Source organism: Deltaproteobacteria bacterium (assembly GCA_030690165.1).
Lineage (GTDB): Bacteria > Desulfobacterota > GWC2-55-46 > UBA9637 > UBA9637 > JACRNJ01.
This window is the reverse complement of sequence record JAUYHF010000028.1, coordinates 21,954-38,478: the sequence shown is the minus strand read 5'-3', so window position 1 is coordinate 38,478 and position 16,525 is coordinate 21,954. Positions and strand designations below refer to the sequence as shown.

Annotated in this window: 16 protein-coding genes; 2 read left to right on the top strand and 14 right to left on the bottom strand. The window is 41.9% G+C overall.

Annotated elements, in window-relative coordinates; all coding sequences use genetic code 11:
• Window positions 1–96 precede the first annotated feature (96 nt).
• Window positions 97–573 carry an Lrp/AsnC family transcriptional regulator gene (locus Q8P28_05505; GenBank protein ID MDP2682250.1) on the top strand — a complete coding sequence of 159 codons (477 nt, stop codon included), beginning with the start codon at window positions 97–99 and terminating at the stop codon, window positions 571–573.
• A complete protein-coding gene (xerD, locus tag Q8P28_05500; protein ID MDP2682249.1) occupies window positions 570–1,478 on the top strand; it encodes a site-specific tyrosine recombinase XerD in 909 nt (302 codons plus the stop codon). The genes Q8P28_05505 and xerD overlap by 4 nt, the downstream gene beginning before the upstream one ends.
• A gap of 12 nt (window positions 1,479–1,490) precedes the next feature.
• Here xerD and Q8P28_05495 read toward each other — a convergent pair whose 3' ends face one another.
• The 14 genes from Q8P28_05495 to pilO all read right to left on the bottom strand — a co-directional run bounded on the left by Q8P28_05495 (window position 1,491) and on the right by pilO (window position 16,525).
• On the bottom strand, window positions 1,491–3,716 hold the full coding sequence (locus tag Q8P28_05495) for a glycoside hydrolase family 57 protein (GenBank protein MDP2682248.1): 2,226 nt from the start codon (window positions 3,714–3,716) through the stop codon (window positions 1,491–1,493).
• 273 nt (window positions 3,717–3,989) lie between these two features.
• A complete protein-coding gene (locus Q8P28_05490; protein ID MDP2682247.1) occupies window positions 3,990–5,252 on the bottom strand; it encodes a hypothetical protein in 1,263 nt (420 codons plus the stop codon).
• 240 nt (window positions 5,253–5,492) lie between these two features.
• Entirely contained in the window at window positions 5,493–5,834 is a 342-nt protein-coding gene (locus tag Q8P28_05485) for a nucleotidyltransferase domain-containing protein (GenBank protein MDP2682246.1), read from the bottom strand.
• The gene (locus tag Q8P28_05480; protein MDP2682245.1) at window positions 5,810–6,208 is read right to left on the bottom strand and encodes a HEPN domain-containing protein; all 399 of its coding nucleotides are present in this window, start codon (window positions 6,206–6,208) and stop codon (window positions 5,810–5,812) included. The genes Q8P28_05485 and Q8P28_05480 overlap by 25 nt, the downstream gene beginning before the upstream one ends.
• Window positions 6,209–6,323: 115 nt before the next feature.
• Window positions 6,324–7,613, bottom strand: coding sequence for a PQQ-binding-like beta-propeller repeat protein (locus Q8P28_05475; GenBank protein MDP2682244.1), 1,290 nt, complete (start codon window positions 7,611–7,613; stop codon window positions 6,324–6,326).
• Window positions 7,582–8,226 (bottom strand): histidinol phosphate phosphatase domain-containing protein, encoded by a 645-nt coding sequence (locus tag Q8P28_05470; protein ID MDP2682243.1) that lies wholly within the window; start codon window positions 8,224–8,226, stop codon window positions 7,582–7,584. Before Q8P28_05470 ends, Q8P28_05475 begins: the two co-directional genes overlap by 32 nt.
• Window positions 8,223–9,776 carry a DUF4388 domain-containing protein gene (locus Q8P28_05465; GenBank protein MDP2682242.1) on the bottom strand — a complete coding sequence of 518 codons (1,554 nt, stop codon included), beginning with the start codon at window positions 9,774–9,776 and terminating at the stop codon, window positions 8,223–8,225. Before Q8P28_05465 ends, Q8P28_05470 begins: the two co-directional genes overlap by 4 nt.
• 18 nt (window positions 9,777–9,794) lie before the next feature.
• On the bottom strand, window positions 9,795–11,195 hold the full coding sequence (locus Q8P28_05460) for a diguanylate cyclase (protein ID MDP2682241.1): 1,401 nt from the start codon (window positions 11,193–11,195) through the stop codon (window positions 9,795–9,797).
• Window positions 11,196–11,295: 100 nt separating this feature from the next.
• Complete coding sequence (locus Q8P28_05455) at window positions 11,296–11,826, bottom strand: bifunctional nuclease family protein (GenBank protein MDP2682240.1); 531 nt, start codon at window positions 11,824–11,826, stop codon at window positions 11,296–11,298.
• Window positions 11,817–13,253, bottom strand: a complete 1,437-nt coding sequence (gene miaB, locus Q8P28_05450; GenBank protein MDP2682239.1) for a tRNA (N6-isopentenyl adenosine(37)-C2)-methylthiotransferase MiaB — start codon at window positions 13,251–13,253, stop codon at window positions 11,817–11,819. The genes Q8P28_05455 and miaB overlap by 10 nt, the downstream gene beginning before the upstream one ends.
• Window positions 13,254–13,379: 126 nt before the next feature.
• Entirely contained in the window at window positions 13,380–14,006 is a 627-nt protein-coding gene (locus Q8P28_05445) for an SPOR domain-containing protein (GenBank protein ID MDP2682238.1), read from the bottom strand.
• Window positions 14,003–15,475, bottom strand: coding sequence for a type IV pilus secretin PilQ (gene pilQ / locus Q8P28_05440; GenBank protein ID MDP2682237.1), 1,473 nt, complete (start codon window positions 15,473–15,475; stop codon window positions 14,003–14,005). The genes Q8P28_05445 and pilQ overlap by 4 nt, the downstream gene beginning before the upstream one ends.
• Window positions 15,450–15,899: a hypothetical protein gene (locus tag Q8P28_05435; GenBank protein ID MDP2682236.1), complete on the bottom strand. Its 450-nt coding sequence runs from the start codon at window positions 15,897–15,899 to the stop codon at window positions 15,450–15,452. The genes pilQ and Q8P28_05435 overlap by 26 nt, the downstream gene beginning before the upstream one ends.
• A complete protein-coding gene (pilO, locus tag Q8P28_05430; protein ID MDP2682235.1) occupies window positions 15,899–16,525 on the bottom strand; it encodes a type 4a pilus biogenesis protein PilO in 627 nt (208 codons plus the stop codon). The genes Q8P28_05435 and pilO overlap by 1 nt, the downstream gene beginning before the upstream one ends.

The following is a 16,525-nucleotide window of genomic DNA, read 5'->3' as shown; positions in this document are numbered from 1 at the left end:
AACTTGTCAGGTATCTACCTTTGTGGTATGTTAATTTTAATAGACACCAGACTCCTGTTTACCATCTACTATTATATGATCCGGAGGTTATGATTTATGAGCAAAAAGACAATTACAAATACAGAAAAGGCGATATGCGCAGCGGTTCAGGATGACATCCCATTAGAGCCAAGGCCTTTTGAAACACTTGCCAGAGGGATTGGTATATCAGAGGGAGAATTTATAAAAAATGTTCAGGAACTCCTTGATAAGGGATATATCAGAAGATTCGGCGCTGCGCTGCGCCACAGGAAGGCAGGCATAACTGCCAATGGCATGGGGGTATGGATTGTGCAGGAGGCGGACAGGGAAAGGATTGGGAAGATTATGGCGTCTTTTAAAGAGGTAAGCCACTGTTATGAACGGCCAAGCTTTGATGGTTGGCCTTATAACCTTTTCACAATGATACATGGAAAGACAAAAGAGGAATGTTATGAAACAGCAAGAAAGATTTCTGAGGCAACGGGAATAAAGGATTATAAACTTTTGTTCAGTTCTCAGGAATTTAAAAAGGAGAGCATGGTATATTTTTGAGCAGAACCGTGGAAGAGTCAAACATACTCCTTGATGATTTTTTGAATTTCTTAACTGTAGAGAAAGGCCTGTCCAAAAATACCATTGAGGCATACAGCAGGGATATTATTAAATACATTTCTTTTCTTGACGATAAGGGCGTGTCGCCGCTTGACGCCGTATCTTCCCATATAATTTCTTTCCTATCTAAACTCAAAGAAAACAATATTTCCGTGAGGTCTTATACAAGAAATCTGGTTGCCGTCAGGATGTTCTACAGGTTTCTTCTCAAGAACAATAAAATATCAATCTTGCCAACTGCAAATATTGATATGCCGAAGCTTGCAAAAAGGCTTCCAAGGGTTTTAAGTATCGAAGAAGTGGAAGCTATTTTAAATGCGCCAAAAACAGAAAAATATCTCGGTTTAAGAGACAAGGCAATGCTTGAGACCCTCTATGCAACAGGGATGAGGGTTTCTGAGCTGGTTTCTGTAAAATTGAACGACCTAAATCTCCAGACAGGGTATATTATTGCTTACGGCAAAGGCTCCAAGGAAAGGATAGTGCCTATAGGAGAGGTAGCGATAATATACATTAAAAAATATATTGACTCATCAAGACCCGTATTTCTAAAAAACAGGAAAAGCGAATATCTTTTTATAACAGCAAGGGGCCGGAGGCTTACGAGACAAGGCTTCTGGGCCGTTATAAAAAGGTATAGCCTGACAGCCGGAATTTCAAGAGACAGGGTTAAACCCCATGCCATACGTCATTCCTTTGCAACTCATTTGTTAGAGAGGGGAGCTGATTTAAGGGTTATTCAGACAATGCTCGGCCATGCAGATATATCTACCACACAGATATATACCAGTGTAAAAACAGAACAACTTAAGGCAATACATAAAAAGAGTCATCCGAGAGGATAGCGGGTTTGCTTATCACACCCACCAGTTATAGTTCTCAAAATCCTCTGACGGCGCTGTAACAGCCACATACCCTTTTGACGGCCACCTTTCAAGACCTCTTTCACCGCCGTCTACTGTTATGAAAAACCTCATTTCATCGCCCTTTTGTATGCCAAGTTTTTCGAACGGGAGCTCAATCTCTACCACATCCTTTGCCGCAACAGACCCTATCTTTTGTCTTTCTGCAATAGCGCCTGCAGCACCCTCCTTTTCCAGCATCCATGCGCCGGCCTTTTCACCCTCCACAGATATCTTAATCTGCATTGTCTTTGGAAAAATAAAGTTTATAAGCGCATCCCATTTTTGTTTATATGGGGTAATCTCATGGATGTAGTCAAACCTTAAAAACAGCGATTTTAGATTGAAACCATAAGAAATGCCGCCGACAACGCCGCCCGTTGCCCCTCTGTGCATCGCAACGCCATAGTCTGTTCTTTCAAGCCTGCCTACTGAAAGCCATTCGAAATAATTGGAGACCTCTCCGTCAATAACAGGATTTATAAATGCAGTGGGCTTAACCGCAGGCTCGTAGAGCTTTTCCTCCAGCATTATCGGAACATCCAGATACAAAGGGGGTTCTTTTCCAATAAGGGAATACACCTTTTTTATGTGCCTTCTGAAAAGTTCATCAAATTCTTTATCGCTCATGGATGTATGTTCATCGCCATACCACCAGAACCAATCGCTCCCCTCTGCCGCATAAATCTCCTTCCACGCACCGGCTATGTCTTCTTTATGCTGTTCATAAGCTCCGGCTTGCTTGAGCGTATTTTCATATTCAACAAGGCTATCTCGTGCATCCTTGAGATAATCCCATGCCGTGTTATCTTCGCTGTGGCCTATCCATATCTTAAAATTATGATTTATCCATGAGCCTGAATAAAGCATCGGCAGCTCTTCCCCGTGAGGATATTCATTCAGATGCTCGCTTACAGTGACCAATCTAAGTAGTGGATTCTTCGACAATCTATCATAAAGGGCAGTTAAAAAATCCATTCCATCTTTCTTGTAATATTCCCAGGCATTTTCACCATCAAGGATTATGCTCACAAGACAGCCATCCGTATTTTTAAGAGAGTTGTGTATTTTAACAAGTCTGTCAATAAAATCTTCTGCCGCCTTTTCTGCATCCCATGTGGTATATACAAATCCTATAAGATCAGAAAGTATGTGGTCTCTGAATATAATAGAAAGCCTTTTCCCGTCTGCTGCCGCTAAATATGATTTATATAATATTTCCGGGTCAAGGCATTGGCCTTTGCTGTCCCTTCTTATGACGGTTTTTAAAGAATTTGCCAATATCTCTTCATCAGTAGCAATCCAGTTTATGCCTTCATTCGCTATAATGGGTATAATGGCCTCGCTTACCGACCCCTCAGACGGCCACATCCCCTTCGGTTTTCTGCCAAATGTTTTCTCGTGAAGTTTTATGCCGCTTTTAACCTGATCTTCAGCATCATCGGCGCAGATAAATCTTTTTTGAGGCAGCTCTATGCCAGGCATGGCTGCCTTTGCCGAATAGCTGTCGCAAAGCAGAGGTAGTATCGGGTGATAATAAGGCGAGGTGGTTAATTCAATAATCCCCTTTTCCTCCATTTCACGATATTTAGGCAGTATCTGTTTGATTATGTCTTTTTGTTTTGCCGCAAGCCGTACCTTTTCTCCTTCTGTAAAGCCCTTGCCTTTTTCTGCAAGCCCTTTTAAAAATCCGTCATTTTCTCTTATAACAGGATCTATCCATGCAAGATTAAATAACACCTGCAGATCCAGAAAATCCTGAAGAGAAAAATAGCGGAGCGCATTGTCCATCTCCGCCTCGTCATGATAGAACCCTCTCTTTTTAAGGAGCTCCCAGTATCCATGAAGAGGTTTTATCATATGCTCCCAGTTTGCAAGAAAAAAATTTCTGATAATAAATCTCTTATCCTCCCGGGTTAAATCCGCTGCCGGTTTCAATGTCAGGCTTAAAAACCTGTCAGATGCCGCTCCGTCTGCGTAATCATTTATCTGTTCTATTAAAGAAGGCACAATATTAAAGGTCTGATGAAGAGACGGAAATCTCTCAAGTATTGCAACCATGTCATAGTAATCTTTTGTTCCATGAAGCCTTACCCACGGAAGGATATATTCGCCTGTAAAGGGGTCTTTGTATAATGGCTGGTGCATGTGCCAGAGGAAGGCTATGTTGAGAGGTTTCATAATTATTGTTGTGAGTGTGAACAGGGTATATCAGGCAATGCAAGATTAACAGAAAATATCATGGAAAGGCAAATAAAAAGGAGGGTTCAAATGCCTTTTTTGTCTTTGTCTTGATATGGTCAGGGAGTTTCAGAAATAGGCTTGGGTTGGGTCTATCTTGGACAACGTCTCTTTATTCTTGGTCATGACAAACCTTCCATGATACAGTTATTATAAAAAATTTCTTCTACAGGTTCAATTTTGTGAATTGAATCGGCAATGAGCTCTACATATTTATTTCAGAATTTTTGCAGCCCGAAGCACATTTTCATCAATCGTTAAACCAAGATACCATTGTTTTCTTATGCCACTGTCAACCTTACCAGATATGGCGGCGTAACCTAAATTTAAAAGCACCGCAGGGTTGATTTCAAAGGAAAGTCCAACCAGATAATAACTCTTATCCACATTCTTGCCTGTTGTCGCATCTGTGGATGTACTGGTTGTGGATCCTACATTCAAATCCGTCCTATTAAGTAAAGCCATAGGGATATTTTTTGCGAAATTCCATAAGGTCCAACCAAATGAACAGTTGATAGGGCACTCTTTAGCCAAACTATTACTATCGGCTACCCATCTCCATTTAATCAATTCTCTTCTCGGTTCGTAAAAACTCTTTGGTATTAGGAATATCCTGAGCATAGGGGCAGCTACAACACTTTTTGTGTCATACAACCATATTGCAGAGACGCCAAGATTTATATGCTGACGCTCGCCCGTCATTTTTGATATAAAGTTATCGTCAAAGGTAGCTACCTTTAATGCAAGAACCTCCCTGCTTGTGAGTTTTGCATTACCGAAAACATTTTTTTTCGTATAATCTTCAGCGATGTTCCTCTCTCTTTCCTGTTCTCCCCTGTGATATAAGTAATCGCTTATCCCCTCCTCTGACATCCTATCTTTTAAAAGTATGGCATCAGTAACGATGCTGTCTGGCAGAACCCAAAATCTTTTCTCTGTAGAACAAGCATTAATTTTGCCATTACATATTGTTAGCTGAATCTCCACATCATCATCGTCAGTGTATTCTTTTATAATCTTGGGAAGAGTCAATGTTATCTTGCTTTCATCCCACAACTCAACCTCATTATGCTTAAAAGTTCTTTGCTCAATCACTGTCCCATCCCCTATAACAGTTCCGGCAATCACTTTAGCATCTTGCAATTCACCTTCCATTTTGCCTTTCACCTCACCTGTCACATTACCTTTCACTACACCTTCCACTTCACCTGTCACTGTGCCTGTTACCGCCCCAGTCACTTTACCCAGCACTACCCTCTTTACTATAAGTATAACTTGGGCATTCTCCTGTTCACTTTTATCTATACTTAACAAGTTTTTACCGCTGATTTCCAACTTTCCTGAACTTACAGGCACATCAGGTTTTATTGATTCTATGACTGGAATATCGGTACCTTCGGCATGACTGGACATAGCCCCTGTGAAAACAGCGATAAACGCGGCGATGATGAGAAATAACGATTTAAAACTTTTCATGCAGTTTATCCTCCTTTGAATTTTTCAACCACAAAACAAAAACGACCTTCCCGCATCGCTGCAAGAAAGGCCGTTTGATTAAGAACTGTCAGTAATGGCGTCATTTGTTGAGTTGAGTTGAGTTGAGTTGAGTTGAGTTAAGTCGAGTTGAGTTAAGTCGAGTTGAGTTGCAGGATTCGTGCCATGCAAAAACCTCGCAATGAAATCAATTCAAATAACGAAGCAGATGTATTCTCGCAGTCATATCAGCAACTGTCCGTCTTTATATATGACCTTTCCCTTTGAAAGTATCTCACCCACAAAATCGGTATTTTCATGCTCAAAATAGGTTTTCTTGCTGAACGGCAGCGGCTCTATATCTGTATCAATCTTGCGCCGCAATTTAAACAGGTTCTTCATCTCCTCAAAAACATTCTTTCCGAAATCATCCGAAAACACGGCAACATCGACATCACTCAAATCGTGTCCCCTTCCTTCCGCGTAAGAGCCATACAAGACAACCGCAAAGATATTATAAGACCTTGTCAGCAACAAGATAAATTCTTTCAGTTCGCTGTTTATTTGGGAGATGCTTTTAGCCATGCAATAAATTCCCCTGTTCTTGCAAAAATATCCCTTGCCTTTTCTTTATCTATCAGCTTGTAGATGGCCTCTTTATATGCCGGATACCTTGCTTGAATATTGAGCGGCGTCAGTTCATCTATAAGGTCAATCTTTTCTTCCGGCAGACTGTTTTCCAATCCTATGAGTTCTATGAGTTTATCGAGTTTATGGATATAAGGCGGAACCGCTTTGTGTTTATAAACATATACGGCTTTCAGCATTTTTTCAACGCTTTGATGACACAGAAAGCCGACATAGAGATAATGCCCCTTTTCCAACAAAGATTCTGCAACTTGCAGGTCATATTCAGACAACGCAATCCAGTATTGAACGGTTTTATTGCCGGGGCCCATTATAGGACTAATACTAACATCAATTCCTTCCCCATTGTCAAGCCATTTTTATACGGGACGGTCATCTTTAGGAAATCAGAGACAAAAAGGGGAAAAGTCCTTATGGCACAGGAATCTATCGGCTTGATTTATATATACGCAGGAATCCATTGTCAGTCACTAAAAAAAGATGGTTGTATGCGGCGGCCATGGAAGCAGAAACGGTTGAATCTATATTTTCGTTCCATACCTTTTTCCCCTTATCCATATCAAATATGTCCAGATAACTGCCTATAGCGCTGGAGAAAAGGGTTTCAGTTTTATAGTTTGATGAGGTTATAATATAATTGTCTGCGGCAATCATAGAAACCGGAATACCCTGACTGACTTTTTTCCTCCAAACAATCTTTCTGCTTTTGTTCATCGCAATGATGCTGCCGTCATATCCGGCAGCAAACATATAACCTTTGCTTAATGTAAAGTCAGAGATTTTTATTATATCAAACCTCCATCTCTCTTCACCGTTTTCCGCATCCAGGGCAATAAGAAACCCATCTCCGTTTATAAGATAGACCAGACCATCTTCTATTGTTGGGGTGAATCTTGCAGCGCCTGCCTGGTCTTCTCCAAGAATCCTCTTCTGCCAGACCTCACGGCCTGAAGACTTTTCAACAGCAGCAATATAGCCATCGGTAAAATTGCAGTATATCTTATCGCCATGCGCAACAGGCGAGGCAAACATCCTCTTAACTATCTTTTTTACATATCTCCTGCTGTAATGCCACAGCTTTTCACCGGTTTCAGCCTTCAATGCATAGAGTTTATCATCTGCGGAATTAAAATAAACCGCGTCTCCCTCAACTACCGGAGAAGATATAATCTCTGTTCCGGCCTGAAACCGCCATATCTCGCGGCCGTCTTTACTGCCTAAACAATACAATATGCCGTCGCCTGTTCCAAAATACACCCTGCCGTTGTGAACGGTTGGAGAGGATTCTATTGCGCCTGAAGTTGAAAATTCCCATATTACCCTCCCCTTTTTGAGGTCAATGGCATAAAAATATTTATCTGAAGCGCCGACATATACTATGTTGTCAACTATTGCCGGAGATGAATACTCTGCAGGGACATAGGGAAGGAAAAACTTAAATATTGCTGCGCCGGCAATCCTGAAATCAGCGGAAGAACCGGCTGGCAGTTTCATTGTATCTTCAGTCTTACCCTCTCTTTGACTGTTAAATAGATAAGTCTTCCACGGAAGGCTTTTAATCTCACCACTAACTATCTTGTCTCCGGCGCAGCCGCTGATAAAGATAGGCAATAGGCAAGAGGCGGCGATGGGCAATAGGAAAATCCTTAGCCTATAGCCTCTATCCCATAGCCTATAGCCTATCTTATAAGACCCTCTGCAATATCTCTTCAGCATTTTTACTTATTCTCCTGAAATCTCCTTCTGTAAGACCTGCCCCGATAACTATTTTCATTGCCATTTCGTCGCTTATAAGGTCAGACGGAGAATGGGTATCTGTATTTAAGACCATTTGAACGTCAAATTTTTTAGAAAGTTTGGCCACATGGCCGTTTGAAAGGCTATGTCCTTTTCTTGCCGAAAGTTCCAGATATACTGACCTTTCTGCTGCAAACTTTGCGTCCTCCTCGCTGATAAGCCCCGGATGCACTAATATATCAGCGCCTGCATCTATAGCCGCCCTGTTAGTCCCGGAGGCAACAGGCTCTGTAATTGTCTCGCCGTGAACCAGAATAAGCCTTGCGCCAAATGCCCTGGCCTTTTTCACCATCTGCTCAATCTGCCGGGGAGGTATATGTGTCAGCTCTACACCAGGTATAACAGGTATCCCGCTCCCCTTGAGTTCGTTGCATACATTAACTATTCTTTCTATGACAAAATCAAGATTAGAGGCATCGCTGTGGTCAGTTATTGCAATCGCCTTATACCCTGCTGCCTCTGCCCTTCTCACTAATTCCGACGGCAGCAATTCTCCGTCGCTTAACAGTGAATGTGTATGAAGGTCTATCATGCCGATATATACTCATCCTTTAGAAGATAGCCAAAAAATGCATTAAAGATATGAAAAACTTTTTCTCTGTTTGCAGGCTCAAATATAAACATCTGTTCGTCCCTCCTCATCCCCATTATCTTTCTAAACCCTTCCTCCTGCCTTTTATCAATATCATGGTCAGCGGCAAAGATATGCAGAATAGGGAGCCGTCTTACAGACAGTATTGAGTTTTTAATATAAGCAAGTTGTCTTGCCTCTTTCATGCCTTCATTATCACACAACAGCATCATGCCTATCATGTTCTTAGAAAATGCCTTCCATATAGGCCTCATCTTCTCATTCAGAGGAACAGCAAAAAGAACCACATCCATCCCTCCATACAGCTTTAGAGTCGCTATGTCTCCAAAAGGGTTTTCCCTATGTATTGGAGATGTAATAAACTGCCTGTTTACCGAGAAACCGGGTATATCCTTGCATGAATCCACAAAGCTCACAATAAGATTATCATTGGTGGATACTATGAATATCTTTCCAAAGCTTGCAACCTCCATATCTTTCCATTTGGCGGCCACCTTTTCCCTTATCTTTAATGCCTGAGCGGATGTGAGTATTTCCCGATGAGGCCCGGCTCGCTTATCCCCAATTCCCTTATCTTTGACCTCTTCCAGAACCCCTTTGCGCATTAAGCCAGCCAGGGTCTGGTAAACTTCATAATCAGGAAATGTGCAGTGATCTACCAGATCTCCTATCACAGGATAATAATCCACCAGAAAAAGAACCTCGTATATGATGGGTTTCAATCCCTTTGGCAAACTGGAAATATCAACCTTCAGCTTTATCTGCGAATCAGGCCTTGGCAACTGCCCCTTTGCCTTATTCCACTCATCGTACTGGCGCATCCCCTCCATAAGGAGATTCCCTGCTGAACGATGGATCTTTTGAGGCGCATCAACAAGCTTTGGCGAAAACTCAAACTTCCCGTCATGCCATGATAGGAGCCTGAAGAGCGCCTTTTCCTTTTCCATATTCCCTATAACTGCATTGTATATAGCCCCTTCCTTTATATAAATGAGGCCTTCTCTATTCTCATAGGAAACCTTCAAAATACCCTCTTTCCTGTTCAGATGGAGTATCTGCAGCAGGTCTCCAAGCGAGATATGGGACAGCCTTCCTTCAATCTCCTTATCCCCGATAGCGCCCTTAACCTCTCCTTTTTGATCAGCGAATGCCCTGTTTACCCTTCTAAATATTTCTTCATCTTTTATTGGTTGCAGCAGAAGAGAATCGACATCCCTGCGGAAACCTTTTATCTCAACAGCCTCTGTCCCCATAAAAATAAAAGGTATCTCTGCTGTATGGGGATTGTTCCTGAGTATTTGAAAGACCCTCTCGCCGTCTATAACAGGAATATCGGTCTCTATTATTATTATTGAAGGTCTCTCATTCAGAGCAATCTCCAGAACAGACGCCCCATCCATTGCGGTAAGTATATTAAAGCCCTTATCCTTCAGATAGTCGCTTAAGGATGTCAGTCTCCCACTGTCGCCGGATGCTATGAGAATTTTCATATTATTATCCATATGTGCTTACAACTGCTCCTGGAGAGAATATTCCCTTTGAAATTTGTTTATCAACCCCTCTATAAGATACGGGCTAGCGGTATGAAAACATGAATATTGTTCTCCCCATCTTTCTTTGCATACAACTGCATAGGAAAAATCTTCTCCCAAAAAAAATATAAAGAATGTCTCTAACAGACGGGAATCAGACAGATATATTGGAGTTGCGTTGGAGAGATTCCATTTTTTCTCTTCCCCTTCTCCCACTATAAAAATCTTTGTGCCAGTAGCGCCTAAGGTGTCTACGGCCTTTAAAACAGGAAGGGTTGGCGATATTTTTCTCGCCCCAAGGTATAGAATGCCATTTTTCTTCGGATCCCGCAATATCTCCTGAAGTATCATCTCCTGAAGCCTGTCAAGAAAGAGGACTGGAAGGTCAAATCCTTTGCCGATATCAAAAGGCGCCGCATCTTTTTCTTCATAGGCCTTTCCGGCAAGGAGTATGGAAATAATCTCCCAGAACGGTTTATTCTCAAATCCTGATTTCAGCCACAGCCCGTCTTTCTGCTCCTCTACTCTTTTATCAGCGGCAGCCAACAGTTCGCCGTATCCTTTGCCGTCCCTTGGGTATGAAACATTGGAAAATATAATAGAGGCATACGGTTCGCCTTTTGTTGTAACATTCTCAATGTCCTTTTTAATCTTTCTTATAGCTATGCACGAACCAAAATAGTCTGTCTCCGGAAGTATTGCAACAATCTTCTTATCTTCCACCATCCCGATAACATCGCAATTTCTTAAGGTATCCATCATAGCCTTTATAAGCCCTTTCAGGAAGTCCAGAAGTTCTTTTTTTTCCAGTTTTTTACTGAGGGTATGGAATCCTTCTATGTGCGTGAGAATAACAGAAAAGTTTTTATTATACCTCTCTGCCCTTAATGTCTCTAATTTGCCGTATTCTGTCACAAAGAAGGCATTATAAAACCGGCTTGGAAATACTTTTTTAGATTCATCAAGTGTAACTGAGTCTACAGGCTTTTTAGCTCCTGAGACAGGCGCAGCTGGCTTTGGGGGCGGGATTTCTGAAACAGGGTGCTCTTCCTCGCCAATAGATAAGTTCTTCTCATCAACCGGCTTTTTAACATAGCTGCTTGCGCCGGACTTTAATGCGAGAGAACGTTCTTTGGCATCATTATTGTTGCCTGAGATAGCTGTTATCCAGAGTCCTGGATAAAGATGTCTGATGCCGCTTATAACTACATTGAACCTGACAGTGTCATCAATATCAACAATAACCGCCTCTATCCCTTCTTTCTTTAAAACATCTAAAACACTCTTTTGCTCCACATGCTCTACAACATATCCCTTTAGGAAGAGGATTTCCTCCACCCCTAAACAAGAACCAATGGCCACCACCTTTTTAATCATTACAATAACCTCATAAAAAAGAAAAAACAGGCTATAGGCAAGAGGCAATGGGCAATAGTAAAAACCCTTCGCCCATAGCCTATAGCCCATAGCCTATCTTTTACATCTTGTATTTCCCAAAATTCTCAGGGGAAAGCCTTTCCAGTATATTCAGCCATTCATCCTGCTTGTCCCCTTCCTTATCCACTCCATTCTTCTGACGCCCTTTGGATGAAGCAACCTTCTTTCCAATATCAAGGGTTTTTGATTTTTCTAAAACCTTATTTTCAACAAATATTGACGAGTTTGCTCTCAGGGCAACAGCTATTGCATCGCTTGGTCTCGCATCTACAGCATAGCTGTTTTCCCCATACATCAAATGGATGACGGCATAATAAACATTATCTTCAAGGTCTGTTATCGCAACTTTAGAAACAGTTATACCAAGGTTTTTAAATATATCTTTTAAAAGATCATGAGTCATTGGTCTGGCCAACTGTATCTTTTCCAGTTCTGTTGCAATAGCGCTTGCCTCTAACGGCCCTATCCATATAGGAAGGACATTTTTGCCTTCCGTATCTTTTAAAATGAGTATAGGCGCATTGGTAACCGGATCTATGGCAAGACCAAAAACCTTCATCTCTAACAGCATATATTTGGTTTTTCCTCCTTATCTTCTGAGTAAAGCCCAAGCATGGAATTCGGAGCAGCGCTTATTATTCTTACCGGCACAATCTTTCCAATGAGTCTTTCGTATGCGGAAAAATTTACCACCTTATTGCATGATGTCCTGCCTGTAAGTTGGGCGGCGTCAATATTTAACATAACATCGTAACCCGCCTCAGGCGGGCGAACCGACGATGTTTTTCTTTTCCCCTCTGTCAAAACATCCAAAATCCTTCCTATCATTTCCTGATTCTTGCGCAGGGCTATATCCCTCTGCACTCCATGGAGTATCTCAAGCCTCTCCTCCTTTTCCGGCTCAGGAATGTGATTATCAAAGGATGCAGCCGTTGTCTCCTGTCTTTGAGAATACTTAAATGAAAATATGTTGTCAAATCCCATTTCTTTTATTAAACCCATAGTATCTGAAAAATCGGCTTTAGTCTCTCCCGGAAAACCAACGATAATATCAGTTGTAATGCCCATATCAGGATAAAGCCTCTTGAGTTTATATGCCTTATTCAGATATTCCTCTCTGGTATATCCCCTGTTCATCTTTTTTAATATTATATCAGAACCGGACTGAACTGGGAGATGAATATGACGGCAAAGCCTTTCCTCTTCCCCAAAGAGTTTTATAAGTTCTTCTGACATATCTTTGGGATGTGATGTTATAAACCTGACCCTTTCTATCCCATCTATTCTGCAAACCCGCCTTAAAAGCTCAGGAAAGGAAATGCATTCGCCTTTATTCCAGTATGAATTAACATTCTGACCCAGAAGGGTTATCTCTTTTATCCCTGCCTCTGCCAGCCTATTTATCTCCTGCAGTATATCGCTGCTTTTTCTGCTCGATTCCCTCCCCCTCACATACGGGACTACACAATAGGTACAAAAATTATCACATCCCCTCATTACAGCAACCGATGCCTTAACCCTGACAGCGAAATATTCTGACCGATTTTCAAAATATGCATGGTCAAATAATTCTTCTTCAATGGAATCATAAAATCCTGTAGCAACAGCCTTGTTTTTTGCAGTCTCAACCTCTCTGACCAAATCCGGCAGGCGATGGATATTGTGCGTGCCAAATACAACGTCAAGATGCGGCGCCCTCTTTAATAATCTATTTCCCTCTTGCTGAGCCATGCAGCCACCCACACCAATAATCAAATTCGGTTTACCGGCCTTAAGTTTCTTAAGCCTGCCTAATGCGCTGTAAACCTTATGCTGCGCCTTATCCCTGATACTGCATGTATTGAGTATAACCATATCCGCGTTATCGGGGTTATCAGTAGTCTTGAAATTACTATGTCTCATGAGACCAATTATCCGCTCTGAGTCATTTTCATTCATCTGGCATCCAAATGTCTCAATAAAAAGGTATTTTTCTTTTTTATCTAATTGAGGTTCCATTGTTAAAATAAGCCGATTATAGTGAACGATAAAAATAAGTTGACATAACTGCTGGCAGCCGCAGGCTTTATGCCTGCTAAAATAACGCACCCATAAAGGGTGCAGCTACCTGTTGCGGACTGGGGTTTAATTCAGATGGCTCGTTATCTCTTTCTTTTTTGGTTTGACTGTCCATATACCGCTTATGCTGTAGTTGCCTGATATTTTCTGCCCTATAGCCTTTGCCTCCCGGTCTGACGCATAAAACCCTATTCTGACCCTATACCAATGCTTCCCACTCATAGCAAACTCTGTCATATAGGCATTATAGTTATCCTGTTTCAGTTTTTTTACCACGGATAAGGCCTCTTCTTTTGACACATAAGATGCAACATGCACGGCCCATAGCTTATAAGCCATTTTCTTATCTGCAGCAGGCCTTTGTTTCTCTTTTTTAATCTCTTCCTTTTTTTCAGGAACAACCTCTTTAACAGCAGTCTTTATTTTCTCTGTTTTCTTAATCTCCGGCTTCACTTCAACAGGCTTTGCAGCGCCCTGCTCTACAGGCGGCTGCGTCTGTGTCTGCACCCCAGCCGGTATTGTTATCTCCTTCTTTACCTCAGGAGGCGAAGGAACCTCTATCTTCATCCTTTTTGCAACTTTTTCAGGTTCAGGCGCAGTCATAATGCCAGAGTCTTTAAAGAATAAGAAATAGGCAGCAGCTCCGCCTATTACTACAAGCGCTGCCAGTAATATAATTGTCTTTTTGTTCACGGCTTCACCTCCATAGGGTTATTTTTATCTTTATCTATTTGACTATCATATTTGACTATCCGGGGGGTTATAAACACCAGCAACTCTTCATTATCCGCAATCTTGCTGTTTGACTTAAAAAGCCAGCCCAATATCGGTATCTTTGAAAGATACGGAATAGAATTATCAGCGTCAGACGCTGTGCTTTTATAGAGCCCGCCGATTACAGTAGTTTCTCCATCCTTAACAAGAACAGATGTGCTTGCCCTTTTTTCACTGACACCAGGTATTCCGTCCACGCTGCGCGCAAAATCAGGGTCGCTTTTACTTGCAATGATGTTAAGATAAATAAAATCATCGGATGATATTCGAGGAGTCACCGTCAGGTCTATGCCGGTTTTTACATCCTCAAGGCCTGCGCTTATTGTGCCGGTTGCAGTTGCGGCGCCTGTGGTTGTGGTGGTCGTTGATGTCCTTACCTTAAAGTTAAGCCCGCTGTGTATAGTAGCCGCGGTGTTGTTCAATGTGGTCACCTTTGGCTGAGAGACTATCTTTAACTGGCCGCTCCTCTCGCCGGCAGATATGCGGAGATCCAAAAGAAGGGGGTCGCCTGTCAGCTTGCCAAATGCAAGGCCCAATGCCCCTACGGGTACCCCTGCTGCTGGAAGGTTTACAGCAAAATTTGGCTGTGTGGCAAATCGCCCTCCCGAACCTATGAAACCACTTGGTGTTACGGTATTAGAAGGAGCGGTTGCCGTGCTGCCAAAACCTGTAGTAAATGCATTCTTGCCTGCTGTGCCGCCAGCCGCGCCCCACTGTACGCCAAGGTCTCTTGCAAAGTTATTTTGGACCTCTATGATCCTTGCCTCTATAACAACCTGCATAGTCCTCGTATCCAGAGATTTGATAAGAAGTTTTGCATCCTCTATATTTTTTTTCGCATCTCTTAATATGAGGGAATTTGTCCTGCTGTCAGACACAGCGCTTCCCTTTTCGCTTAAAACGCCTTTAATATTTCCGGCAACATCCGATGCCTTTGCATAATTAAGCTGCACCATTTCCATTATAATATCCTCCCCCGTCTTTGCAATACTATCTTTCTTGCCAATCCAGAGGACATTGTTTTGAATCACATAACTAAGCCCATTGGTTTTGGTGATAATCTCAAGCGCATCCTTAAATGTAATCTTATCCAAACTAAATGTTGCCTTAGCCGCTATATCCTCCCCCACAATAATATTAAGGTTATTCTGCTTGGCAAGGGCCCTTAGAACATCTTTAAGCTCCGCATCTTTAACCTCTATGGTAAAGACAGTTGTATCCCCTTCAATCCTTGCCTTTATGTTGTTATATATCTCGGCCTCTGCAACAGAACAGGCAATAGACAATAGGCAATAGGCAATAGGTAAAACCCATAGCCCATAGCCTATAGCCAATAGCCTATAGCCCCCGACCCCTGCCTTCTTATTGTTGTGTTTTTTTAATATCATATGACTGCCCCTCTGTGCTGCCTATCTCCAGTTTGTAAGCGCCGCTAATACCACGGAGTATAACATACTGTTTTGTTATATCAATAACTTTTTGCCCATCCACACTATCACCTATATATATTATCTTATTATTTACAATGGCAGACGGTTTTTTATTATTGTAGATGATAGCTGTAAGCTTGAGATTGGCTTGTTTCACAAACCTATCTCCTGTTAAAGCCACAAAAGGGTCTCTCCCCCATGGCACATTAACAATCTTTTTAGCCGGAAGGATGCGATTTAAATCTGATAATGATTCTTTAACAGTATCCTGGGCAAGTACAGGAAAAGAAAGTAAGCAGTAAGCAGTAAGCAGTAAAAATACAGTCACCGGACACCAGACACCAGACTTGTGACTTGTAACTTGTAACTCCTGGCTCTTCATCATTGCCCTCCAAGGACATATGTATTCATAAATAATTGAATGGAAAGATGGGGCTTGCCCCCGATTGACTCTGTCGGGGGCTGGTCTTCCTCTTTTGCCTCTATTCTGAAATTTTCCACAGTAACTATCCTCGGCATCTCTTCTATCCTCTCTAAATATTCACCAAATGACTGAAACCCCGCCTGCATGGTTATCTGAAACGGCAGTTTAAAATATTCGCCTTTGGGTTCCAGTGGCAAAGGCCTGAGTGATATAAATTTTATGCCCCTCTTTCTATCATCGCCAATAAGACCTTTTAATATGGACGAGAGTTGTTTGTCAGAGGGAAGTTTACTCTGTGTTACTGTAAACCTTTCTTCCATATCCTTAAGCCTTTCCATTGCGTCTTTGAGCCTCTCTGCAATCTTCTGCGTCTCTTTTATCTCCGTTGAAACCCTGTTAACATCTGCCGCTACCTCCTGAATCTGAGAGTCTATTCTTTTGAGCTCTACAACCTTTTTTAAATAAATATACTGGTAAAAGAAGAAAGTTGCAGCCGCAATAAGCAAGAGCCCGATTACTGCTTCCCTGTATTCCCTGACTGCTGGTATTTCAAGCCTTGATATTATATCTTTAATATCCGCCAT